At 71.7% G+C, this 24,265-nt stretch carries 19 protein-coding genes and 1 pseudogene; 15 read left to right on the top strand and 5 right to left on the bottom strand.

Annotation, left to right across the window (positions count from 1 at the left end; genetic code table 11):
- Positions 1-7: 7 nt before the first annotated feature.
- From ACZ4VL_RS15050 to ACZ4VL_RS15020, 7 genes are all read left to right on the top strand, one after another.
- Positions 8-955, top strand: a complete 948-nt coding sequence (locus tag ACZ4VL_RS15050) for a 2-hydroxyacid dehydrogenase (RefSeq protein ID WP_468199766.1) — start codon at positions 8-10, stop codon at positions 953-955.
- Positions 956-1,227: 272 nt separating this feature from the next.
- Entirely contained in the window at positions 1,228-4,176 is a 2,949-nt protein-coding gene (locus ACZ4VL_RS15045) for a putative bifunctional diguanylate cyclase/phosphodiesterase (protein WP_468199765.1), read from the top strand.
- Positions 4,177-4,380: 204 nt separating this feature from the next.
- Complete coding sequence (locus tag ACZ4VL_RS15040) at positions 4,381-6,267, top strand: acetolactate synthase large subunit (protein ID WP_468199763.1); 1,887 nt, start codon at positions 4,381-4,383, stop codon at positions 6,265-6,267.
- A gap of 31 nt (positions 6,268-6,298) precedes the next feature.
- Positions 6,299-6,823, top strand: a complete 525-nt coding sequence (ilvN, locus tag ACZ4VL_RS15035) for an acetolactate synthase small subunit (protein ID WP_189809055.1) — start codon at positions 6,299-6,301, stop codon at positions 6,821-6,823.
- A gap of 112 nt (positions 6,824-6,935) precedes the next feature.
- Positions 6,936-7,937: a ketol-acid reductoisomerase gene (ilvC, locus tag ACZ4VL_RS15030; RefSeq protein WP_404233632.1), complete on the top strand. Its 1,002-nt coding sequence runs from the start codon at positions 6,936-6,938 to the stop codon at positions 7,935-7,937.
- 271 nt (positions 7,938-8,208) lie between these two features.
- Positions 8,209-9,801, top strand: coding sequence for a phosphoglycerate dehydrogenase (serA, locus tag ACZ4VL_RS15025; RefSeq protein ID WP_468199761.1), 1,593 nt, complete (start codon positions 8,209-8,211; stop codon positions 9,799-9,801).
- A gap of 139 nt (positions 9,802-9,940) precedes the next feature.
- Entirely contained in the window at positions 9,941-10,573 is a 633-nt protein-coding gene (locus ACZ4VL_RS15020) for a TetR/AcrR family transcriptional regulator (protein ID WP_468199759.1), read from the top strand.
- A gap of 82 nt (positions 10,574-10,655) precedes the next feature.
- Here ACZ4VL_RS15020 and ACZ4VL_RS15015 read toward each other — a convergent pair whose 3' ends face one another.
- Positions 10,656-12,056 (bottom strand): PucR family transcriptional regulator, encoded by a 1,401-nt coding sequence (locus ACZ4VL_RS15015; protein ID WP_468199758.1) that lies wholly within the window; start codon positions 12,054-12,056, stop codon positions 10,656-10,658.
- Between the two features lie 201 nt (positions 12,057-12,257).
- On the opposite strand from ACZ4VL_RS15015, the gene ACZ4VL_RS15010 reads away from it, so the two are divergent.
- Both ACZ4VL_RS15010 and pruA read left to right on the top strand, forming a co-directional pair.
- Positions 12,258-13,184 (top strand): proline dehydrogenase family protein, encoded by a 927-nt coding sequence (locus ACZ4VL_RS15010; protein WP_468199757.1) that lies wholly within the window; start codon positions 12,258-12,260, stop codon positions 13,182-13,184.
- A gap of 20 nt (positions 13,185-13,204) precedes the next feature.
- Positions 13,205-14,836, top strand: coding sequence for an L-glutamate gamma-semialdehyde dehydrogenase (gene pruA, locus ACZ4VL_RS15005; RefSeq protein WP_468199756.1), 1,632 nt, complete (start codon positions 13,205-13,207; stop codon positions 14,834-14,836).
- 114 nt (positions 14,837-14,950) lie between these two features.
- On the opposite strand, the gene ACZ4VL_RS15000 is transcribed toward pruA, so the two are convergent.
- Positions 14,951-15,652: a nitroreductase family protein gene (locus tag ACZ4VL_RS15000; RefSeq protein WP_468199755.1), complete on the bottom strand. Its 702-nt coding sequence runs from the start codon at positions 15,650-15,652 to the stop codon at positions 14,951-14,953.
- An 88-nt stretch (positions 15,653-15,740) separates the two neighbouring features.
- Here ACZ4VL_RS15000 and ACZ4VL_RS14995 point away from each other — a divergent pair, with 88 nt between their 5' ends.
- Both ACZ4VL_RS14995 and ACZ4VL_RS14990 read left to right on the top strand, forming a co-directional pair.
- Positions 15,741-16,448 carry a tyrosine-protein phosphatase gene (locus ACZ4VL_RS14995; protein WP_468199754.1) on the top strand — a complete coding sequence of 236 codons (708 nt, stop codon included), beginning with the start codon at positions 15,741-15,743 and terminating at the stop codon, positions 16,446-16,448.
- The gene (locus tag ACZ4VL_RS14990) at positions 16,445-16,993 is read left to right on the top strand and encodes a GNAT family N-acetyltransferase (RefSeq protein ID WP_468199753.1); all 549 of its coding nucleotides are present in this window, start codon (positions 16,445-16,447) and stop codon (positions 16,991-16,993) included. Before ACZ4VL_RS14995 ends, ACZ4VL_RS14990 begins: the two co-directional genes overlap by 4 nt.
- A 43-nt stretch (positions 16,994-17,036) precedes the next feature.
- Here the strand turns inward: ACZ4VL_RS14990 and ACZ4VL_RS14985 are convergent, their stop codons facing one another.
- Together ACZ4VL_RS14985 and ACZ4VL_RS14980 are read right to left on the bottom strand one after the other, a co-directional pair.
- Positions 17,037-19,067 (bottom strand): phosphocholine-specific phospholipase C, encoded by a 2,031-nt coding sequence (locus ACZ4VL_RS14985; protein WP_468199752.1) that lies wholly within the window; start codon positions 19,065-19,067, stop codon positions 17,037-17,039.
- A 119-nt stretch (positions 19,068-19,186) separates the two neighbouring features.
- On the bottom strand, positions 19,187-20,200 hold the full coding sequence (locus tag ACZ4VL_RS14980) for an NADP-dependent oxidoreductase (RefSeq protein WP_468199750.1): 1,014 nt from the start codon (positions 20,198-20,200) through the stop codon (positions 19,187-19,189).
- Between the two features lie 101 nt (positions 20,201-20,301).
- Here ACZ4VL_RS14980 and ACZ4VL_RS14975 point away from each other — a divergent pair, with 101 nt between their 5' ends.
- From ACZ4VL_RS14975 to ACZ4VL_RS14960, 4 genes are all read left to right on the top strand, one after another.
- A complete protein-coding gene (locus tag ACZ4VL_RS14975; protein ID WP_468199749.1) occupies positions 20,302-21,210 on the top strand; it encodes a LysR family transcriptional regulator in 909 nt (302 codons plus the stop codon).
- Positions 21,211-21,467: 257 nt separating this feature from the next.
- The gene (locus ACZ4VL_RS14970; RefSeq protein ID WP_468199748.1) at positions 21,468-21,602 is read left to right on the top strand and encodes a hypothetical protein; all 135 of its coding nucleotides are present in this window, start codon (positions 21,468-21,470) and stop codon (positions 21,600-21,602) included.
- Positions 21,603-21,697: 95 nt separating this feature from the next.
- Complete coding sequence (locus ACZ4VL_RS14965; RefSeq protein ID WP_468199747.1) at positions 21,698-22,738, top strand: 3-isopropylmalate dehydrogenase; 1,041 nt, start codon at positions 21,698-21,700, stop codon at positions 22,736-22,738.
- 230 nt (positions 22,739-22,968) lie between these two features.
- A complete protein-coding gene (locus ACZ4VL_RS14960) occupies positions 22,969-24,054 on the top strand; it encodes a branched-chain amino acid aminotransferase (RefSeq protein WP_404233607.1) in 1,086 nt (361 codons plus the stop codon).
- A 76-nt stretch (positions 24,055-24,130) separates the two neighbouring features.
- Here the strand turns inward: ACZ4VL_RS14960 and ACZ4VL_RS14955 are convergent.
- Positions 24,131-24,265: pseudogene (locus tag ACZ4VL_RS14955) on the bottom strand (IS30 family transposase); the annotation flags it as partial.

The raw sequence follows: 24,265 nt of genomic DNA, 5'->3' as shown, positions 1-24,265 counted from the left end.
CGTGATCATGACTGCAAAGACCCCGGACGTGTGGCTCCCGTTCCCCGCGGAGCAGGTCGAAGGACTCCCCGACACCTTCCGCTACCGTCACTGGGACGGCGAGGAGACCTTCCCGGCCGACCCGGCCGCCTGCGCCTTCTACGTCACCCCCTACATGAAGTCCGACGAGGTCACCCTGCGCCCGCTGGCGGCCATGCCCGACGTGGAGGTCGTGCAGACCCTCACCGCCGGCGTCGACCACGTCCTCGGCGGCCTCGACCTGCTGCGCCCGGGCGTCCGGCTGTGCAACGCCCGCGGTGTCCACGAGGCGAGCACCGCCGAGCTGGCGGTCACCCTGGCCCTCGCCTCCCTGCGCGGCATCCCCGGCATGGTGCGCGGCCAGGACGCCGAGCAGTGGCTCTCCGGCTTCTACGAGGCCCTCGCCGACAAGTCCGTCCTCATCGTCGGCTACGGGTCCATCGGCGCGGCCGTCGAGGACCGGCTCGCGGTCTTCGAGTGCGCGCGGATCGCACGGGTCGCACGCTCGGCGCGCACCACCGTGCGCGGTCCGGTGGAGGCGCTCGGCGAGCTGCCGCGGCTCCTCCCGCAGGCCGACGTGGTGATCCTCTCCACCCCGCTGACCGACGAGACCCGCGGCCTGGTCGGCGCCGACTTCCTGCGGCGCATGAAGGACGGCGCCCTGCTCGTGAACGTGGCCCGCGGCCCCGTCGTGGACACCCCCGCCCTGCTGGCCGAACTGCAGTCGGGCCGGCTGCGCGCCGCCCTCGACGTCACCGACCCGGAACCGCTGCCCGCCGGCCATCCGCTGTGGCATGCTCCGAACGTCCTGATCACGCCCCACGTCGGCGGCAGCAGCTCGGCCTTCGAGCCGCGGGCCAAGCGACTGGTGGCCCGCCAGCTCACCCGGTTCGCCGCGGGGGAGCCCCTGGAGAACACGGTCCTGATCACCGGCTGACCCACCGATCGACACGCTCCGCATCCGTCCGGATGCGCACAGTGGCATCAACTCCCCATGTGGTCACGGAGAGTAGAGCACCTATGTCCCTGAGTGACGAAAGTGGTGTATCGTCCGGAACAAGGGGCTGCGCCACGAACGTCTGGCGCTGGGGTGATCGGACACTTTGGGGGGCGACGGGCGATGCACGGCCAATGGACGAAGGATCCGAAGCGGCACAGCCGCCGGGGGCGACGATGGGGTGCGCCGGAACCAGCCGGCGAGGGGGAGCGGTGACTGCCCAGGGGGCGGCCCTGCCGATCCGGCAGGCCGCCTCGGGCGGGGGCAGGGGCCTGGCGATGCAGCTGTTCCTCGCCGCCGTCAGCGCCGCCTACGCCGTAGGGGCCGCCCTGGGCTGGGGCTCCGAGGAACTCGCCGAGATCATGGGCGACTTCGGGCTCAGCGCGGCCGCGATGCTCGCCGCCGTCTCCTGCTACACCTACGCACGGACGATCGACAGCCGCGAGCGCCCCGCCTGGCTGCTGTTCGCCTTCTCCTCCCTCATGGGCGCCTGCGGCAACGCGATCTGGGGCTGGTACGAGGTGATCCTCGCCGTGCCCATGCCGAAACCCTCGCTCGCCGACGTCGCCTTCCTGTGCTTCGCCCCGCCCGCCATCGTCGGCCTGCTCGTGCTCGCCAAAAGGCCCGTCACCCGGGCCGGCTGGGTCTGCCTCGCGCTCGACTCCTGGCTCATCGGCGGCTCCCTGCTCACCCTGTCCTGGAGCCTGGCCCTCGCGAACGCCGCGCGGACCGCCACCGAGTCCGGCGCCGTCGGCAGCGTCCCGCAGGCCGCGTTCTCCCTCGCCTACCCGCTGCTCGACATCGCCCTCGTCTCGATGGTGCTCGTCCTGCACTTCCGGCGCTCCGAGATCAACCGCTCCGCCGTCAACACCGCCATCGCCGCCCTCGCACTGACCGTGCTCAGCGACGCCCTGTTCACCTCGCCGCTGCTGAGCGCCGCCTACCAGTCCGGGCAGCTGCTCGACGCCGGCTGGTTCGCCGGCTCGCTGCTCCTCGCGTACGCGCCCTGGGGCGCCCGGCGCCTGCCCGCGGCGCCCGGCACCCCCGGCCCCGCGCGCACCGAGCGGTCCGTCAGCCGCCCCATCACCGGCTCGCTGCCCGCCCTGACGCCCTACCTCGCGGCAGCCGTCTGCACCCTGGGGATCCTGTACAACGTGGTCGACGGCCGGAAGGTCGACCGGGTGGTCGTCCTCACCGGCTGCACCGTCGTGCTCGCCCTCGTCATCCGGCAGGGCATCATGCTCCTCGACAACATCGCGCTGACCCAGGAGCTGGCCCAGAAGGAGAACCACTTCCGCTCCCTGGTCCAGGGCTCCAGCGACGTCATCATGATCGCCGCCCCCACCGGCACGCTGCGCTACGTCAGCCCCGCCGCAGCGGGGGTGTACGGCCGCGACGCGGAGCAGCTCGTCGGCACCGAGCTCGCCAGCCTCATCCATCCGCACGACCTCGGCCGCGTCGTCCACGAGGTGCGCCGCTTCCTCGCCTCGCCTCCCGCCGAGGAGCCCACCACGCGCATCGAGTGCCGGTTCAAGTCGGGCAGCGGCGAGTGGCTCAACGTGGAGTCCACCGTCAACCGGCACCAGGGCGGCCTCATCCTCAACAGCCGCGACGTCACCGAGCGGGTCCGCCTCCAGGCACAGCTCCAGCACAGCGCCGAGCACGATCCGCTGACCGACCTGCCCAACCGGGCCCTGTTCACCCGCCGGGTCCGCCAGGCGCTCAGCGGCCGGCGCGCCGGGGACCACAGCACCGCCGTGCTCTTCATCGACCTCGACGGATTCAAGGCGGTCAACGACTCCATCGGCCACCAGGCCGGCGACGAACTGCTGGTCGAGGCCGCGCGCCGGCTCCAGGACTCCGTCCGCGCCGGGGACACCGCGGCCCGCCTCGGCGGCGACGAGTTCGCGGCCCTCATCCTGGGCGACGGCAGCCGCGACCGCAGCGCCCGTGAGTACCAGGTCCACGAGATCGCGGACCGGCTGCGCACCACGCTCTCGCGGCCGTACCGGATCGGCGGCAGCGAGGTCCGGGTCGCCGCCAGCATCGGCGTGGCCTTCGCCGACCCCGGCATCACCCCGTCGGACCTGATGCGCAACGCGGATCTCGCGATGTACCGGGCCAAGGCGGGCGGCAAGGACCGGGTCGAGCTGTACGTCCCCCAGATGCAGGCCGAGGTCGTACGGAAGGCGGAGCTGGCGGGCCGGCTGCGCACCGCACTCCATGACGGCGAGTTCGCCCTCTTGCACCAGCCCGTGGTCTCCCTGGAGACCGGAGAGGTCACGGCCGCGGCGGCGCTGGCCCGCTGGCGCTCCGCCCGCGGGATCCTCTTCACCCCGGCCGAGTTCTTCCGGATCGCCGAGCACCGGGAGGGCTCCGGCCCGGTGCCCTCCCGGCCGGACGGCCCCGGAGGCGCGGGCGCTGGCGCGGCCGCCGCCCCCGCCCGCGCCGAGGAGCTCGGGCGCTGGCTGCTGGAGCAGGCCGTCGGCCAGGCCGCCGAGCGGCACCGGGCCGGACACGACGTCCCGGTGGCCGTGCGGACGAGCGCCCAGCGGCTGCTCGACCCGGGGGCGCCACCGGGCGCGGCCGACGGGGCGATGTCCCCGGGCTTCGTGGAAGCGCTGCTCGGCCGGCACGGGCTGCCACCGGGCGCCCTGGTGATCGAACTGGCCGACAGTGACCCCAGGGTCCCCTTCGACGAGCTGGAGCGGCGCCTCGCCGCCCTGCGCCGCCTCGGCGTCCTGGTGGCCCTCGACGGCTTCGGCAGCGGCTACGCCGCCATCAGCGCGCTGCGGCGGCTGCCCGTGGACATCCTGAAGCTGGACCGGGGCCTGGTCGAAGGCGTGGTGGAATCCGCCCGCCTCCGCAAGATCACCGCCGGCCTGCTGCGCATCGCGAACGACCTGGGCATGCGGTCGGTGGCCGAGGGGGTTGACCTGCCCGAGCAGGTCCTGGCCCTGCGCGCCATGGGATGCACCCACGGCCGGGGACTGGCGTTTTCCGGCCCGCTCGACGAGTACAGGCTGCGCCGGGCGCTCGTGCGCGGTACGTTCCCAGTACCGGGCGGGGCGGTCCAGCCCGCCTTGGCCGGTGGTTCGTCCGGGGGCTCGATGGCCATCCGTAGAGGCTCACATAATGAGACGCCCGTCCCACCCACTTGACATCCCCCTCCCGCCGGAGGGAGGGTCTGTGCCATGCGCACCCGAATTCTCGTACTTGGAAAGCGCGTCGGCTGAAGCCGGGACCTCTCTGTCCCCGCTCCGTGCACCCGACGCGCTCCCCTCGCTTGCCATCCGGCACGAGGGGTTTTTTGTTGCACTGGCACACCTTCGAACCGTCGTAAAACCCTCAGCTTCGAGAAGAGAATGCCGATGACCGAGCAGGCCTCCGGGGCCCAGCATCCGCAGCCGCGGCCCCGTTCCGGCGGAGCGCAGCCCGCCGCAGTTGAGCACGTCACGGGTGCACAGTCCCTCATCCGCTCGCTCGAAGAAGTGGGGTGCGACACCGTTTTCGGCATCCCGGGCGGAGCGATCCTCCCGGCGTACGACCCGATGATGGACAGCGCCAAGGTCCGCCACATCCTGGTCCGGCACGAGCAGGGCGCCGGCCACGCCGCGACGGGCTACGCCCAGGCCACCGGCAAGGTGGGCGTCTGCATGGCGACCTCCGGCCCCGGCGCCACCAACCTGGTCACCCCGATCGCCGACGCCCACATGGACTCCGTCCCGCTCGTCGCGATCACCGGCCAGGTCTCCTCCAAGGCGATCGGCACCGACGCCTTCCAGGAGGCGGACATCGTCGGCATCACCATGCCGATCACCAAGCACAACTTCCTGGTCACCAAGGCCGAGGACATCCCGAAGACGATCGCCGAGGCGTTCCACATCGCCGCCACCGGCCGGCCCGGCCCCGTCCTCGTCGACATCGCCAAGGACGCGCTCCAGGCGAAGACCACCTTCTCCTGGCCCCCGAGCCTGGACCTGCCCGGCTACCGGCCGGTCACCAAGCCGCACGCCAAGCAGATCCGCGAGGCCGCCAAGCTCATCTGCCAGGCCAAGCGCCCCGTCCTGTACGTCGGCGGCGGCGTGATGAAGTCCGGCGCGACCGCCGAGCTGAAGGTCCTCGCCGAGCTGTCCGGCGTCCCGGTCACCACCACCCTGATGGCCCTGGGCTCGTTCCCCGACAGCCACCCGCTGCACGTCGGCATGCCCGGCATGCACGGCTCGGTCACCGCCGTCACCGCCCTGCAGAAGTCCGACCTGCTGATCGCCCTCGGCACCCGCTTCGACGACCGCGTCACCGGCAAGCTCGACAGCTTCGCCCCCTACGCCAAGGTCATCCACGCGGACATCGACCCCGCCGAGATCGGCAAGAACCGCGAGGTCGACGTCCCGATCGTGGGCGACGCCCGCGAGGTCATCGCCGACCTGATCCAGGCGATCCAGGCCGAGCACACCGAGGGCAACGCCGGTGACTACTCCGCCTGGTGGAAGGACCTCAACCGCTGGCGCGAGACCTACCCGCTGGGCTACGAGACCCCCGCCGACGGCATGCTCTCCCCGCAGCAGGTCATCCAGCGCATCGGCGAACTCGCCCCGGCCCACACCGTCTTCGCGGCGGGCGTCGGCCAGCACCAGATGTGGGCCTCGCACTTCATCGACTACGAGGAGCCCCGCACCTGGCTGAACTCCGGCGGCGCCGGCACGATGGGCTACGCGGTCCCCGCCGCGATGGGTGCCAAGGTGGGCGCGCCGGAGCGCACCGTCTGGGCGATCGACGGTGACGGCTGCTTCCAGATGACCAATCAGGAGCTGGTCACCTGTGCGCTGAACAACATCCCGATCAAGGTCGCGATCATCAACAACGGCGCGCTGGGCATGGTCCGCCAGTGGCAGACCCTGTTCTACAACCAGCGTTACTCCAACACCGTGCTGCACGCCGACGACACCGGCCACGACACGGTCGGCTCCCAGCTCGGTGAGTCCACCGCCCCCCGCAAGGGCACCCGCGTCCCGGACTTCGTCAAGCTGTCCGAGGCCATGGGCTGCGTGGCGCTGCGCTGCGAGGACCCGGCGGACCTGGACAAGGTCATCGCCGAGGCCAACGCCATCAACGACCGGACCGTCGTGATCGACTTCATCGTCCACGAGGACGCCATGGTGTGGCCGATGGTGGCCGCCGGCACCTCCAACGACGAGGTCATGGCCGCCCGGGGCGTCCGTCCCGACTTCGGCGACAACGAAGACGACTGAGCCGAGAGAGCCGAGAGAGAGAACGCCTCACATGTCCAAGCACACGCTCTCCGTCCTGGTCGAGAACACGCCCGGCATCCTCGCCCGGATCGCCGCCCTGTTCTCCCGCCGCGGGTTCAACATCGACTCCCTCGCGGTCGGCGTCACCGAACACCCCGACATCTCGCGGATCACCATCGTCGTGAACGTCGAGGACCTCCCGCTGGAGCAGGTGACCAAGCAGCTGAACAAGCTGGTCAACGTGCTCAAGATCGTGGAGCTGGAGCCGTCCAACGCCATCGAGCGCGAACTCGTGCTGGTGAAGGTCCGGGCCGACAACGAGACCCGGTCCCAGATCATCGAGATCGTCCAGCTGTTCCGTGCCAAGACGGTCGACGTCTCGCCCGAGGCGGTCACCATCGAGGCGACCGGCGGCGCCGACAAGCTGGGCGCCATGCTCAAGATGCTGGAGCCGTTCGGCATCAAGGAGCTCGTCCAGTCGGGCACGATCGCCATAGGGCGCGGCGGACGGTCCATCACGGACCGCAGCCTGCGCGCGCTCGAGCGCAGCGCCTGACCGGCCCGGAGGCCCGCGCCTCTTTGCCTCTCGCATGGCGAGACCAGGAAACTTCGTCCACGTTCCCCGCCGTACGGTGGGAGCAACACCAGCGCACCAAGGAGATATCCCAGTGGCCGAGCTGTTCTACGAGAACGACGCCGACCTGTCCATCATTCAGGGCCGCAAGGTCGCGGTCATCGGCTACGGCAGCCAGGGCCACGCCCACGCGCTGTCGCTGCGCGACTCCGGCGTCGACGTCGTCGTCGGCCTGAAGGAGGGCTCGAAGTCCAAGGCCAAGGCCGAGGAGCAGGGCCTGAAGGTCCTGCCCGTGGCGGAGGCCGCCGAGTGGGCGAACCTCATCATGATCCTGACGCCGGACCCGCTCCAGGCCGAGATCTACGAGGAGTCCATCAAGGACCACCTGAAGGAGGGCGACGCGCTCTTCTTCGGCCACGGCTTCAACGTCCGCTACGGCTTCATCAAGCCCCCGGCCAACGTGGACGTCGCCCTCGTCGCCCCGAAGGGCCCGGGCCACCTGGTCCGCCGCCAGTACGAGGAGGGCCGCGGCGTTCCGTGCATCGCCGCCGTCGAGCAGGACGCCTCGGGCCAGGCCTTCGCCCTCGCGCTCTCCTACGCGGCCGGCATCGGCGGCACCCGCGCCGGCGTCATCAAGACCACCTTCACCGAGGAGACCGAGACCGACCTGTTCGGTGAGCAGGCCGTCCTCTGCGGTGGCGCATCCGCCCTGGTCAAGGCCGGTTTCGAGACCCTGACCGAGGCCGGCTACCAGCCGGAGATCGCGTACTTCGAGTGCCTGCACGAGCTGAAGCTCATCGTCGACCTCATGTACGAGGGCGGCCTGGAGAAGATGCGCTGGTCCGTCTCCGAGACCGCCGAGTGGGGCGACTACATCACCGGCCCCCGCATCATCACCGACGCCACCAAGGCCGAGATGAAGAAGGTCCTCGACGAGATCCGCAGCGGCGAGTTCGCGAACACCTGGATGGCCGAGTACAAGGCCGGTCTGCCCAAGTACAACGAGTACAAGAAGGCCGACGAGGAGCACCTGCTGGAGACCACCGGCAAGAAGCTGCGCAAGCTGATGAGCTGGGTCGACAGCGAGGACAACTGATCGCCCGCGGGGCCGGGACGCCCGTCGTCCCGGCCCCGCGCCGCATCCCCGGTACGCTGCAAGGGAGAGATCCTGCAGTACGCCTTGTCCACCCCGGCCAACCCCGGACGGGTGATCCTTCCGCGCAGGCGGAAATCCGGTCCGCATCCGCCACTACACTGCTCAACACAACGCGTCAGGCCCACAGTGTCGTGCGTCTTCCACGCGGCTACCCCCTCCACCGCCTGCGGCCGTCGGGACGGCCGTCCGCACTGGACTTGTGAGGACCCACGTGAGCTCGAAACCTGTCGTACTCATCGCCGAAGAGCTGTCGCCCGCCACCGTCGAGGCGCTCGGCCCGGACTTCGAGATCCGACACTGCAACGGCGCCGACCGCGCCGAGCTGCTCCCCGCGATCGCCGACGTCGACGCCATCCTCGTGCGCTCGGCGACGAAGGTCGACGCGGAGGCCATCGCCGCCGCGCGGAAGCTGAAGGTCGTCGCCCGCGCCGGTGTCGGCCTCGACAACGTCGACGTCGCCGCCGCCACCAAGGCCGGCGTGATGGTCGTGAACGCCCCGACCTCCAACATCGTCACCGCCGCCGAGCTCGCCTGCGGCCTGCTCATCGCCAGCGCCCGCCACATCCCGCAGGCCAACACGGCCCTGAAGAACGGCGAGTGGAAGCGCAGCAAGTACACCGGTGTCGAGCTCAGCGAGAAGACCCTCGGCGTCGTCGGTCTCGGCCGCATCGGCGTCCTGGTCGCCCAGCGGATGTCCGCCTTCGGCATGAAGGTCGTCGCGTACGACCCGTACGTGCAGCCCGCGCGCGCCGCCCAGATGGGCGTCAAGATGCTGACGCTGGACGAGCTGCTGGAGGTCGCCGACTTCATCACGGTGCACCTGCCGAAGACCCCCGAGACGATCGGTCTCATCGGGGACGAGGCCCTGCACAAGGTGAAGCCGTCCGTCCGCATCGTCAACGCCGCGCGCGGCGGGATCGTGGACGAGGCCGCCCTGTACGCGGCGCTGAAGGAGGGCCGCGTCGCCGGCGCCGGTCTCGACGTGTACGCGAAGGAGCCCTGCACGGACTCCCCGCTCTTCGAGCTCGACGAGGTCGTCTGCACCCCCCACCTCGGCGCGTCCACCGACGAGGCCCAGGAGAAGGCCGGTATCGCGGTCGCCAAGTCGGTGCGCCTCGCGCTCGCCGGCGAGCTCGTACCGGACGCGGTCAACGTCCAGGGCGGTGTCATCGCCGAGGACGTCCGCCCGGGCCTGCCGCTCGCCGAGAAGCTCGGCCGCATCTTCACCGCCCTCGCGGGCGAGGTCGCGGTCCGCCTCGACGTCGAGGTCCGCGGCGAGATCACCCAGCACGACGTCAAGGTGCTGGAACTGTCCGCCCTCAAGGGTGTGTTCGAGGACGTCGTCGACGAGACCGTGTCCTACGTCAACGCCCCGCTGTTCGCGCAGGAGCGCGGGGTCGAGGTGCGCCTGACCACCAGCTCGGAGTCCCCGGACCACCGCAACGTGGTGACCGTGCGCGGCACCCTGTCGGACGGTCAGGAAGTCGCCGTGTCCGGCACGCTGGCCGGCCCCAAGCACCTCCAGAAGATCGTCGGCGTCGGCGAGTACGACGTGGACCTCGCGTTCGCCGACCACATGGTCGTCCTGCGCTACACCGACCGCCCCGGCGTCGTCGGCACCGTCGGCCGGATCCTGGGCGAGGGCGGGCTGAACATCGCCGGCATGCAGGTGGCCCGGGCGGAGGAGCACGGCGAGGCGCTCGCCGTCCTCACCGTCGACGACACCGTCCCGCAGGACATGCTCACGGACATCGCGGAGGAGATCGGCGCCACGTCGGCCCGCTCGGTGAACCTGGTCGGCTGATCGGGAAGTCCTACGGAAGGGCCCGGGGGCGTCCCCGGGCCCTTCTGCGCGTCCACGTTCCCCCGTCCCGCATGGACGTTTGTGTAGGACGTTCGTGTGGATCGGTTGTCTGGGACGATCGTCTTGCTACCGTGGGCCCATGGGACACCGTGAAGACCTCCTTGAGGGCGCCAAGAAGTGCCTGGCCGAAAAGGGTTTCGTGCGGACGACCGCGCGGGACATCGTCAACGCTTCGGGCGCGAACCTCGCGTCGATCGGCTACCACTACGGCTCCAAGGACGCCCTGCTGACGCAGGCGTTCGTCGACCTCGCCCAGGAGTGGGGCGACGCCTTCCGGCCGGACGTCACGGGCGAGGGCGGATCGCTGGAGCGCTTCCGCTCGGTCTGGGACGGCATCCTCGGCCGGCGCGAGCAGGCGGCCCCGATGTGGGCGGCCAGCATGGAGATCGCGCTCAGCCGCGACGCGCTGCCGGAGCTGCGCGAGACGCTCCTGGCCTCGGAGCCGGAAGGCCGCAAGGGGCTGGCCTCGATGTTCACCGGGATCCCGGAGGACGAGCTCGACGAGCGCGACGTGCGCACCCTCGGCGGGCTGTACCAGGCCCTGCTGACCGGGGTCATGACGCAGTGGCTGTACGACCCCGAGGGCGCGCCCACAGCGGAGGAGCTGACCGAGGCGATGCGGCGGGTGGCGGAAGGCCTGCTGGGCGCCAGGGCCGCCGGGGGCGGCAAGAACGCAACCGGCGCCAAGAGTCGCGCCGACGGCGAGGGCTGACGGGTCGTCGGCCGGAGCGACCGGGGTCCGCAGCTCCCGCCGCGCGGCCGGCGTCGTACCGGCCGGGGCCGTCAGCGCGGGTTCACCGCCGGGGCGGCCGCGCGGCCCGGTCGCCGTGCAGGCGGGCCGTCTTGAGGGCCATGTGGAGCAGCAGCCGGTCCTCGCCCTCGTCCAGGTCGAGCCCGGTCAGCTGCTCCACGCGGGACAGCCGGTAGTAGAGGGTCTGGCGGTGGATGCCCAGCGCGGCCGCCGCCCGGCCCGCCTGCCCGGCGCAGTCCAGGAACACCTCGGCGGTGCGGGCCAACTCCGCGTGGGTCGGGGCGAGCAGGGCGCGTGCCGCCGGGTCCTCCCCCGGCTCCGCGGCCGCCAGCGCGGACAGCATCCGGTACGGGCCGATCTGCGACCACCGGGCCACCGGCCCGAACCGCGGCTGGGCCGCAGCCGCCCGGGCCGCCGCCGCGGCCTGCTCCCAGCCCTCGGCCAGCCGGGCCAGCGCCGCCACCGGCTCGGCGATCCCGGCCGCCGGTCCGGACACGGCGGCCGGGGACGCGCCCGCGCCCCCCGCGGCTCCCACGCCCCCCGCGGCTCCCACGCCCCCCGCGGTACGCGTACCCTGCGCCCCCCGCTCCGGTGCGGGCGTCCGCGCCGCGGCGGAGGCGGTCGCGTGCGCAGCCGCCGCCGTCCTCGCCCCGGCCGGAGCCGCGGCAGTACGACCGCCCCCGCCGCTCCCCGGACCGGTCCCGGGCGGGAGCAGCCGGGCCGCCACCGCCTCGGCCGGGGCGAGGACGTCCGCCGAGCGCAGCCGGACCAGTACCGCCAGCGCCTGGTCGGCGGCCCCCGCCGGGGGAGCCCCCTGGCCCGGCCCCCGCCCCGGAACCACGCACACCGCGGCCGCGCCCGGCACCGAGGTCGGGGCCTCGCCGGACCACGGGGTCACGCACACCACCGCGTGCGGCCCCTCCGCGGCGGGCCCCAGTGCCGTCCGCAGCGCGGCCACCGCCATGTCCTGCGGCCAGCCCCGCCCGGCCGTCAGGACCGTCAGGAACTCCCGGGACAGGTCCGCCCCGGCCTTCGCCTCCCGCGCGAGCAGGATCCCGATCCGGTCGGCCACCTCCATGGCGGCGGCCAGCGCGTCCGGCCCCGGGCCGGGCTCCCGGTCCAGCAGCCACACGTAGCCCTGGACGATCCCGCGGTAGCGGACCGGCAGGCAGATCCGGCCCCGGAAGACGCCCGCGTCCGGCGCCGCCGGGATCCGCACCGGGCCCGTGGCCCGGGCGATGCCGAAGCCCTCGAACCAGGACCGCACGGCCGCCGTCGACTGGCGGGTCAGGATCGAGCGGGTGCGCACCGGGTCCATGGCGAGGTCGTCGTCGCTGTCGTGCGCACCGAAGGCGATCAGACGGAAGTCCCGGTTCTCCAGTGTTGCCGGGGCGCCGAGCAGCTCGGAGATCTCGTCCACCAGGTCCTGGTAATCGCCTTTCACCCGGACATTCTCCCACCACAGACCACGGTCTTCAGACACATGTATGAGATCGCGGCCACGGATGCGTGACAGCTGTCGATGGCCGAGGATCGGGTCCATCCTTAGGTTTCACGGTGGTTTCACTTGCGTTTTCCTGACGGCCTCCGCGCCCATCCGACCGGGTGGCGGACGCCTGCTTCTGCCACCTGTTGGAGGTGCCCCGTGCTGGGTCCCGCGATCCTCGCCGCTTCGCGCAGCGACAAGATGCGCCGAATCGTCTCTGCCGCCCCGGTGACCAAGCCCGTGGTGACCCGGTTCATCCCCGGCGAGACGGTCGACCAGGTCATCCCGATCGTCGAGGACCTGGCGCGCAAGGGGCTCGAGGTCACCCTCGACGTCGTCGGCGAGGACATCACCACGGTGGAGCAGTCCTACGCCGCCCGTGACGCCTACCTGGAGCTCATCGGCCGGCTGAAGGAGCTGGAGCTGGGCGAGCGGGCCGAGATGTCGGTCAAGCTCTCCATGTTCGGCCAGGCGCTGGAGGGCGGCCACGAGCTCGCCCTCGCCAACGTCCGGCCGGTCGTCGAGGCCGCCGCCGCGATCGGCACCACCGTCACCCTCGACGCCGAGGACCACACCACCCTCGACTCGATGTTCGCCATCCACGAGGAGCTGCGGAAGGACTTCCCGCAGACCGGCTGCGTCATCCAGGCCTACCTCTTCCGCACCGAGGCCGACGCCCGGCGCCTGGCCGCCAACGGCAGCCGCGTCCGGATCGTCAAGGGCGCCTACAAGGAGCCCGCCGAGGTCGCGTACCAGGACAAGGCCGAGATCGACAAGGCGTACGTCCGCATCCTGAAGACCCTGATGGAGGGCGAGGGCTACCCGATGATCGGGTCGCACGACCCGCGTCTGATCGCCATCGCGCAGGAACTCGCCTGGGCGGCCGGGCGCAAGCTGGACGAGTACGAATTCCAGATGCTGTACGGCATCCGCAGCGAGGAGCACCTGCGGCTCGCCGCCGAGGGCCACCGCATGCGCGTCTACACCGCGTACGGCACGGACTGGTACGGCTACTTCATGCGCCGCCTGGCGGAGAAGCCCGCCAACCTGCTCTTCTTCCTCCGCTCGATGATCACCAAGAACTAGGTCAAGGAGTTACCAGACCCATGGATGCTGTGACCCAGGTCCCCGCGCCGGTCAACGAGCCGGTTCACTCGTACGCCCCCGGCAGCGCCGAGCGCGCGCGTCTCGAGACCCAGCTCAAGCAGCTGTCCGAGAACCCGATCGACCTGCCGATGACGATCAACGGCGTCAAGCGGATGGGCGGCGGCGAGCGCTTCGACGTGGTCCAGCCGCACGACCACAAGTCGGTGATCGGCACCTTCGCCAACGCCACCCGGGCCGACGCCCAGGAGGCCGTCGACGCCGCCCTGGCCGCCGCCCCGGCCTGGCGCGCGATGTCCTTCGACGACCGCGCCGCGATCATCCTGCGCGCCGCCGAGCTGCTGGCCGGCCCCTGGCGAGAGAAGATGGCCGCGTCCACCATGCTGGGCCAGTCGAAGACCGCCCAGCAGGCCGAGATCGACACCCCCTGCGAGCTCGTCGACTTCTGGCGCTTCAACGTGCACTTCGCCCGCCAGATCCTGGCCGAGCAGCCCGTCGCGAACTCCGCCGGTGTGTGGAACCGCAGCGACCACCGCCCGCTCGAGGGCTTCGTGTACGCGATCACCCCGTTCAACTTCACCGCCATCGCCGGCAACCTGCCGACCGCCCCCGCCCTCATGGGCAACGTGGTCGTCTGGAAGCCGTCCCCGACGCAGACCCACTCCGCGGTCCTCCTCATGGAGCTCCTGGAAGAGGCCGGCCTGCCGAAGGGCGTCATCAACCTGGTGACGGGCGACGGCATCGCCGTCTCCGAGGTGGCCCTGAACCACCCCGAGCTCGCCGGCATCCACTTCACCGGCTCGACCAAGACCTTCCAGTACCTGTGGAAGACGGTCGGCAACAACATCGAGAACTACCGGTCCTACCCGCGCCTGGTCGGCGAGACCGGCGGCAAGGACTTCGTCGTCGCGCACCCCTCCGCGGACCGCGCCGTCCTGAAGACCGCCCTGACCCGCGGCTCCTTCGAGTTCCAGGGCCAGAAGTGCTCGGCGTCCTCCCGCGCCTACGTCCCGGCCTCCATCTGGAACGACGGCTTCAAGGAGGCCTTCGCGGCGGAGGTCGACGGCATCGCCATGGGTGACGTCCGCGACCTGACCAACTTCATCGGCGCCGTCATCGACGAGCGCTCCTTCGCGAAGAACAAGGCCGCGATCGACCGCGCCAAGGCCGACCCGACCTGCACGATCGTCGCGGGCGGCACCTACGACGACTCCGAGGGCTACTTCGTCCGCCCGACCGTCATCGAGTGCACCGACCCGGAGAACGAGGTCTTCACGACCGAGTACTTCGGCCCGATCCTCGCCGTGCACGTCTACGAGGACGACAGGTTCGACGAGATGCTCGCCCAGATGGAGTCGGTGTCCGCCTACGCGCTGACCGGCTCGATCATCGCCGGCGACCGCTACGCCGCCGCCGACGCGATGGAGAAGCTCCGCTTCGCCGCGGGCAACTTCTACATCAACGACAAGTCCACCGGCGCCGTCGTCGGCCAGCAGCCCTTCGGCGGCGGCCGCGCCTCCGGCACCAACGACAAGGCGGGCGCCGCGAGCAACCTCCAGCGCTGGGTCTCGACCCGCTCCATCAAGGAGACCCTGGTCCCGCCGACCGAGTACGGCTACCCCCACATGGGCTGACCGTCCTCGGCAGGGCCTACCGCCCCGCTGAACTCCCGCCCCCGCTCCGGTACCCCCAAGCCCGGAGCGGGGGCGGTATCCATTTCCGGGCCCGCCCGCCGGGCCGTGGCGGGTTCAGACCTCGACCAGGACCTGGGGCAGGGACTTGCGGATCAGGTCGGGGACCTCGCAGTCGTCGGCGGGATAGCCGACCGGGATCACGGCGAACGCCTTCTCGTTCTCCGGGCGGCCCAGTACGTGGGACAGGAAGCGCATCGGGCTCGGCGTGTGGATCAGGGCGGCCAGCCCCGACAGGTGCAGGGCGGTCAGGAGCATGCCGACCGCGATGCCGACCGACTCGTCCACGTAGTAGTGCTTGCGCTTCGCACCGTCGGGGCCGAGCCAGTAGCGCTGCTGGAAGACGACGATCAGGGCGGGGGCATCGGTGAGGTGGGTCTTGACCGCGTCCGTCCCGAGGGGACGCAGGGCCGCCAGCCACTCGTCGCCGAGGCGACCGTCGTAGGAGATCTCCTCCTCCTGCTCGGCCGCGGCCCGGATCTGCCGGCGCACCGCCGGATCCCTGACCAGGACGAAGGTCCACGGCTGCTGGTGCGCCCCGGACGGCGCCGTCGCGGCGCAGGCAATGGCGTCGCGGACGACCTGCTCGGGCACCGGGTCGCAGGAGAACCGGCGCACGGTGCGCCGCTCGTCCATCCGGGTGCGCAACTCGGCGGCGCGTGCCAGCGATTCGCTGCTCGGCATCCGCTCGGGCCGGTAGGCGACGGGCCGGTACGGCTCGCCGTGGGTCGGGGTCCACTGCTGGGCGGTAGGTGACATGGGGCGAGTGTGCCGAGCGGGGAACCGCACGGGCCAGGTCCGCGTCCCGGTCGATTGTCCGTTGTGTGGCGACAGGGGGGTATTGGCGGTGACGAGCACCGGCCGTTTCCTGGACTGGGAAGGCTGTTTCAACGTCCGCGAGCTGGGCGGGCTGGGGGAGGTGGCGCCGGGCCGGGCGGTCCGGGCCGACGCCCCGGACCGGCTCACTGCCCGCGGCTGGACCGCACTGGCCGACCACGGGGTGCGCACCGTCGTCGACCTGCGCAACGACGGCGAGGCGGAAGCGGACCGCGCACCGCGCCCGGCCGGGCTGCGGACCGTCCGCATCCCGCTCGACGGGATCGAGGACCGGGAGTTCTGGGACCGGTGGTGGGGGCGGCCGGGTTTCGGCACCCCCGCCTATTTCCGGCCTTTCCTGTCCCGCTTCCCCGAGCGCGTCGCCGCCGTCGCGGAGGCCGTCGCCGACGCCCCGCCCGGCGGTGTGGTCTTCCACTGCGGCCTGGGCCGCGACCGCACCGGCATCGTCGCCCTCGTGCTGCTGCGCCTGATGGGCGCGGGCCCCGAGGAGATCGCCGACGACCACGGACTGAGCGAGCCCCGGGTCCGTGCGCTGTACGCCGCGCGGGGGCGCTCGTACGACAGCACCGAGATCGAGGAGTACGTCGCCGGACTCGGGACGACCGTGCACCGGCTCGCCCTCGACTCCGCGCGGTGGCTCGACCCCGAGCCGTACCTGCGCGCGGGTGGCCTGAGCACGCCCGCGTTGCTGCGGTTGTGCCGGAGACTGGGGGGATGAGCGATACGCCGGTACGGCTCGCGCACACCTCGCAGTTGGGGGAGACCGAGCTCGACGCGATCAGGGAACTGCTCCGCGAAGCCTTCGACGGGGACTTCGGCGCGGACGACTTCGAGCACGCGCTCGGCGGCATGCACGCCCTGGCGCACGGCCCGGGCGGGGAGCTCCTCGCGCACGGCAGCGTCGTCCAGCGGCGGGTGCTGCATGCCGGGCGTGCGCTGCGCTGCGGCTACGTCGAGGCCGTGGCCGTGCGCCCCGGGGCGCGGCGGCGGGGCCTGGGCGGCGCCGTCATGGCGGCGCTGGAGGAGGTGATCGCCCGGGCGTACGTGCTCGGTGCCCTCTCCGCCTCCGACGAGGGGGCCGCGCTGTACGCGGGCCGCGGCTGGACGGTGTGGGCCGGGCGGCTCGGGGCGCTCTCGCCCGACGGGCCGGTCCGCCTCGCCGAGGAGGAGGGCTCGACGTACGTGTGGACGCCCGGGGGCGGGGCCCTGCCGGACCCCGCCGAGGGACTGTGGTTCGACTGGCGGGACGGGGACGTGCTCTGACCGCCCGGCCCGTTCCGCCCGATCGCCCGGTCCGGCCACAGCGCTAGCTGCCCGAGACGCTGGGGGCGCCGGTCTCGATGTGGCCGGTGTAGCGGCGCGACCAGGTGCCGTCGACGTCCGCGAGGATGGTGAAGTCGTACCAGCCGCCCGAGTACGCCACCGCGTTGAAGAAGTCCTCGCGGGAGGAGTTCGCCGGGACGGTGTACGTCCACGGGCCGTCCGTGCGGTAGGCGTTGGCCCGGATGGTGAAGGTGACCGGCGCTGCGGAGGTGTTGGTCATCTTGAACCAGACGGCCGTCTTGCCGGTGCCCTTCTCGACCGCGAAGCGGGCCGCGACCTCGATCGCCCGGCCCGCCTTCGACGCGTCGCCGATGAAGCGGCGCAGGAAGCGGTTCGGCCCGTACATGGAGATGTCGTACGTGCCGAGGCCGTTGCCGAGGCCGATGTTGAACCAGTCGGTGGCGGTGGTGCCCGGGTCGACCGTGTACTGCCAGGGCGCCGTGTCCCGGTGCTGGTGCGGGTGGATCGAGAAGTGCGCGGCCCGCTTGGCCTGCGCGCCCTGGTTGGCCATCGAGAACCAGGCGAGGATCTGGCCGGCCGGGCCGAACTCGAACCGGTCCAGGTTGCCGTTCACCTGGTACGGGAGCGCCCGCGCCGGCCGGGTCCCCGGCTCCTGCGAGGGCTGCGCGTTGTCCTGCGGGACCGGGTTGGGCAGCGGGCCGCAGGTCTGCTGGCCGATCACCTTCGTGGTCGCGGGAAGACCGGAGGGGACCCCGCGGACCGGGCGGGCGAAGTCGAAGACGCCGGTGAGGTCGCCGGTCACCTTGCGGCGCCAGTCGCTGATGTTCGGGCAGAGGGCCGGGGTGCCCAGCGCGGTCGTCCACGTCTCCATGAAGCGCAGGACGGAGGTGTGGTCGAAGACCTCCGAGCTCACCCAGCCGCCGCGGGTCCACGGGGACATGACCAGCATCGGCACCCGGAAGCCGAGCCCGATCGGCACGCCGTCGAGGTACTCGCCCGGGGTCCCCGGCGGGGCCACGGGCGGCGCGACGTGGTCGAAGAAGCCGTCGTTCTCGTCGTAGTTGAGGAACAGCACGGTGGAGTCGAAGACCTCGGGATCGGCTGCCAGCGCCCGGTAGACCAGGTCCACGAAGTGCGCGCCGTCCCCGGGCGGGGCGTACGGGTGCTCGGAGAAGGCCTCGCTGGCCACGACCCAGGAGACCTGCGGCAGGGTGCCGGCGACGACGTCGGCGCGGAGGGCGGCGGCGATGTCGTCCGGGGTGGAGCCGGTGACCTTGGGGACGGAGCCCATGCCGCGGTCCCACAGCGGGTCGCCGGGCCGGGCGTCGGTGAACCGCTTGAAATAGGCCAGACCGTTGTCCCCGTAGTTGTCCTGGGCGTTCTGGTAGACCTTCCAGCTCATGCCGGCCCGCTGGAGGGCCTCCGCGTACGTCTCCCAGGTCAGGCCGGACTCCTCGCCGCCGTCCTTGCTGGACGCGTCGATCTTCCCGCTCCACAGGAAGGTGCGGTTCGGGCCGGTCGCGCTGAGCGCCGAACAGAAGTACGCGTCGCAGATCGTGTACGCGTCGGCGAGGGCGTGGTGGAAGGGGATGTCGCCGCGGTCCAGGTAGCCCAGGGTGCGGACGTTGCCGACCCCGGTCACCCACCCGTCCATCCGGCCCTTGTTCCAGGCGGCGTGCTGCGAGGTCCAACTGTGCGGGAGGTCTCCGTTGCACTGGGCGAGGGTCTCGCCGTCCACACCGCCGGCGGGCGGTGTGGCGCTGAGCTTCCACGGGTACTGGCGGCCGACCCAGTGGGGCTGGTTGAAGGTGCCCCAGCCGCCCGGGATGTTGCCGGCCGCGCGGTCGCCGAACCCGCGGACCCCCTTCAGCCTGCCGAAATAGTGGTCGAAGCTGCGGTTCTCCTGCATCAGGACCACCACGTGCTTCACATCGGTGATCGTGCCGGTCGCCGCGGCCGCGGCCGCCGTCGCCGGAACGGCCGAGGGCAGGGCCGCCCCGGCCACCAGCCCGGCGCCGATACCCACGAACCCTCTGCGGCTGATCGGTGTCACTGGCTCCCCGCCTCCAACTCCCGTGCCCCGTCGGCACATCGACGGACAGGGTGGCGGCGGCCGCGCCAAAGGTCCACAGCCGTGCGGCAATCAGTCGGTGAACATCCGGGCGAGCGGTCTCAGCTGTCGAGACGGACCAGCATCTTGCCCGTGTTGTCCCCGTGCAGCATCCCCAGGAAAGCCTCCACCGTGCGCTCGATGCCCTGGACAACGGTGGTGTCCGTGCCGATGCGGCCGCTGCGCAGGTGCGGGACGACGAACTCTTCCAGCTCCTCCTGGAGATTGGTGTGGTGGCTGACCAATACCCCTTCGAGGCGCAACGACTTGTGCACCACCTCGAAGAGGTTGCGCGGTGCGGCGGGCGAGCGGTCGCCGTTGTACGTGGAGATGGCGCCGACCCAGGCGATCCGCCCGAACTCGCGCAGCGACCCGATCGCGCCCTCCAGGTGCTCCCCGCCCACGTTGTCCACGTAGACGTCGATGCCGTCGGGCGCCGCCTTCGCCAGCTGCTCGCCGACCGGCCCGTCGTGGTAGTCGAAGGCCGTGTCGAAGCCGAGCACCTCGGTGAGGTGGCGGACCTTCGCCGCGGAGCCCGCGCTGCCGATGATCCGGCGGGCGCCCATCAGCCGGGCGAGGTGCCCGACCGCGGTGCCGACGCCGCCCGCCGCGGCCGAGACGAAGAGGTCCTCGCCCGCGCGCAGGGCCGCGGTCCGGGTGAGGGCGGCGTACGCCGTCAGGCCGGTGCCGCCGAGGATGCTCAGGTACGCCTCCAGCGGGACCCCTTCGTACCGGCGCAGCAGGCGGGTGCCCTCGACCCCGAGGGTGACGAGCGCGTGGGTTCGCCAGCCCTGGCGGTGGAAGACCAGGTCGCCCTCGCGCAGCCCCGGGTCGCGGGAGGCGAGCACCCGGCCCACCGAGCGGCCCTCCAGCGGGGTGCCGAGCTCGAAGCCGCCCTCGCCGCCGTCCATCAGCCCGCGGTGGTACGGGTCCACGGAGAGCAGCAGGTTCTGCACCAGCGCGGTGCCCGGGGCCGGTTCCGGGACCGCGGTGCGGACGAGCGTGAAGTCGGAGGCGGTGGGAAAGCCGGTGGGGCGGGCGGTCTGGTGCACGGCGTAAGCGGTGTTCTCGGTCATGGGAAGGACCGTACGGAGGAATCCCGGGGCCCGGCAGAGGGTTGCGATCATGTAAGCCGCAGATCCATGAAACCTGCTCATACGACGAGGTGGGAGCCCCCATGACAGCAGCCGGACCGGCCGAACTCGCCCCGCGCGAACTGCGGGTCCTGGTCGCCGTCGCCGAGACCGGCGGCTTCTCCGCCGCCGCCGTACGCCTCGGCCTCACCCAGTCGGCCGTTTCGCACTCGGTGCGCGGCAGCGAGGCGAAGCTCGGCGCAGTCCTCTTCGAGCGCGGGCGGGCCGGCGCCTCGCCCACGGCCGCGGGGGAGCGGGCCGTGGCCCTCGCCCGGCGGATCCTCCGGCTGTACGAGAGCCTCGGCTCCGAGGTGCGGGCGGCGGTGGGGGCCGCCGGCGGCGTCGACCCCGGCGCCCTGCGGGGGGTGCTGCGCATCGCGGCCTTCCGCAGTGCGGCCCTGCACCTGCTGCCGCCCGCCCTTGACCGGCTCACGGCCCGGTACCCCGGCATCCGCCCGGAGGTGCGGGTGGTGCGCGAGCTCGGCGCCGGCACCGCGGGGGAGGTGGCGGCCGGCCGCGCCGACCTGGCCGTCGCCACGCTGAACGCGGACGGCTCCGGGCTGCCGCCGGGCCTGCTGAGCGGGGTGCTGGTGGAGGAGGCGTACGCCCTGGTCCATCCGGCGGGCCACGCCGACCCGAGGTCGTTGCCCCTGCTGGACTGGGACGAGAACTGCGGCTCGTACACCCGTGCGTGGTGGCGGGCCCAGGACTGGATCCCCTGCGCCACGGTCAAGGCGGAGGACGACGGGATGGTCCTCACGATGGTGGGGCGCGGGCTCGGCATGGCGATCATGCCCGAGCTGTCGCTGCGCGAGGCGGACGACTGCGTCGGCATCACCGATCTGGGCCCGTCGAGGCCGGTGAGGCACGTGGGATACGTCACTGCCCCGGAATCCGCTGCCACTGTCGCTGTAAGGGCTCTGATCAGGGAACTCCGCTCCGAGAAGGCCTGAAACCGGATGCCCGAGGAGATCCTTTCACGGGGGTGCGCGTCTCAGATAGTAGGAAGTCCGAGTAATTGCGGAGACATCCAGCGGGACCTGCCCTAGCGTTGTAGGAGCCGAACGTCTCGCTGATCAGGCGAATGGCGGCCGACGACGCGCGCCCCCGGCAGGCAACCCCTGCGGCGCAGCGCCCCCGCCCTTTCCGGCGCCTTGAAGGAATCCCTCGTGCGGCCCCCTCGTGCCGCGATCTCAAGGAGTCGATCACCATGACGAAGACCTCCCCCGCCTCCGTCCGCCGCGTCCGCCGCTCCACCACGGCCGACGCCGACCGCAAGAACGCCGCCGCCGCCCTGCAGCGCGCCCTCGACCGCCGCGACAACGGCGGCTCGACCGGCCACTGAGACGACCCCGGCGGACCCATCCGGGCGGGGGCGTATTGCGTCCACATGGTGGACGCAATATGTCTGAAGCTTGGGACAGGGAGTACGGTTCCGACATGTCGACCAGCATCAATCTCGCAGTGATCCCCGGTGATGGCATCGGCCAGGAAGTCGTGGCTCAGGGCCTCAAGGTCCTTACCGCGGTCCTGCCGCAGGATGTGAAGCTGGAGACCAAGGAGTACGACCTCGGCGCCCGCCGCTGGCACCGCACCGGTGAGACCCTCCCGGACGCGGAGCTGGAGGAGCTCAAGCAGCACGACGCGATCCTGCTCGGCGCCATCGGCGACCCGTCGGTGCCGTCCGGCGTGCTGGAGCGCGGCCTGCTGCTCAAACTCCGGTTCGCCTTCGACCACTTCATCAACCTGCGCCCCTCGAAGCTCTTCCCGAACACGGCCACCCCGCTCGCCGGCCGCCCGGAGATCGACTTCGTCGTGGTCCGCGAGGGCACCGAGGGTCCGTACACCGGCAACGGCGGCAGCCTGCGCACCGGCACCCCCGCCGAGGTGGCCACCGAGGTCAGCGTCAACACCGCGTACGGTGTCGAGCGCGTCGTCCGCGACGCCTTCGAGCGGGCCAACGCCCGCCCGCGCAAGAAGCTGACGCTGGTGCACAAGAACAACGTCCTCGTGTACGCGGGCCACCTGTGGAAGAACACCTTCGACAAGGTCGCCCGGGAGTACCCCGGGGTCACCACCGACTACCTGCACGTCGACGCCGCGACGATCTTCTTCGTCACCCAGCCCGAGCGCTTCGACGTCATCGTCACGGACAACCTCTTCGGCGACATCCTCACCGACCTCGCCGCCGCCGTGACCGGCGGGATCGGCCTGGCCGCCTCCGGGAACATCAACCCGACCGGCGCCTTCCCGTCCATGTTCGAGCCCGTCCACGGCTCCGCCCCGGACATCGCCGGCACCGGCAAGGCCGACCCGACCGCGACGATCCTCTCCGTCGCCCTCCTGCTGCGCCACCTCGGCCACGAGGAGCGGGCCGCCCGTATCGAGGACGCCGTCTCCGCCGATCTCGCGGAGCGCGACGACACCTTCCGCACGACCGACCAGATCGGCGACGCGATCGCCGCACGAGTAGCCGGCTGACCCGGCAGCTCCACCCAGGAAGCCGCCGGGTCGCGCGACCGACGCACCCGGCGGCTTTTCCTGTGCGGCCCCGGGTGCCACCATCTCCCCTGGGCCGCACACTCCCCGCTTCACCGCGGACGGCTCGCGCGCGATAATCGAACGCGAGACCGCGGAATGCGGGGAAGCTCGGACGTCCTGTACGCCGTGAGCGCGGTCCGCCATACACAACCGGTGAAGGACATGCACTCATGACGATGCCCACGATCGAGCTCAAGCCCTCCTCGAACCCGCTGTCCGACGCGGAGCGCGAAGCGATCCTGGCCGCCCCCGGCTTCGGCCGCCACTTCACCGACCACATGGTGACGATCAAGTGGACCGAGGGCCGTGGCTGGCACGACGCAGAGCTGGTCCCGTACGCACCGCTGTCCATGGACCCGGCGAACATGACCCTGCACTACGCGCAGACGATCTTCGAGGGGCTCAAGGCCTACCGCCAGCCCGACGGCAGCGTCGCCACCTTCCGCCCGGAGGCCAACGCCGAGCGCTTCCAGGCCTCCGCCCGCCGCATGGCGATGCCGGAGCTGCCGACCGAGCTGTTCATCGCGGCCTGCGACGCGCTCATCAAGCAGGACAGCGCGTGGGTGCCCTCCTCCGGCGAGGCCTCCCTCTACCTGCGGCCGTTCATGTTCGCCACCGAGGTCGGCCTCGGCGTCCGCCCGGCCAACGAGTTCCTCTTCATGGTCATCGCCTCGCCCGCCGGCGCCTACTTCGCCGGCGGCGTCAAGCCCGTCTCCGTCTGGCTCTCCGAGGAGTACGTGCGCGCGGTCAAGGGCGGCACCGGCGCCGCCAAGACCGGCGGCAACTACGCCGCCTCCCTCGTCGCCCAGGCGCAGGCCGCCTCGCACGGCTGCGACCAGGTGGTCTGGCTGGACGCCGTCGAGCACCGCTGGATCGAGGAAATGGGCGGCATGAACCTGTACTTCGTGTACGGCGACCGCATCGTCACCCCCGAGCTGACCGGTTCGCTGCTGCCGGGCATCACCCGCGACTCGCTCCTCGCCATCGCCCGCGACCTCGGCTACACGGCCGAGGAGGGGCGCATCTCCACCGAGGACTGGAAGCGCGACAACGAGAACGGCACCCTGACCGAGGTGTTCGCCTGCGGCACCGCCGCCGTCATCACCCCCGTCGGCTCCGTCAAGTCCGCGCGCGCCGACTGGACCCAGGGCGACGGCGAGCCCGGCGAGGTCACGATGAAGCTCCGCAAGGCCCTGCTGGACCTGCAGACGGGCCGCGCCGAGGACACCCACGGCTGGATGCACCCGCTCGGCTAGACCGCGGGCACGACCGCGCGCGAAGGGGCCCCGGCCGGTCCTTGGGTTCAAGGGGTCGTCGCAACACCGCCTGGTTTCAGGTGGTGAGTAGATCACGTAGACGCTCGGCTGGGGTATCCCAGTCGAGCGTTTTGCGTGGGCGGCCGTTGAGTTCCTGGGCGACGTGTTCGAGGTCTTCGGGACTGTGGACGCTCAGGTCGGTGCCCTTGGG

This window comes from Streptomyces sp. NPDC029014 (genome assembly GCF_055564695.1).
This window is presented reverse-complemented; position numbering and strand designations above follow the sequence as displayed.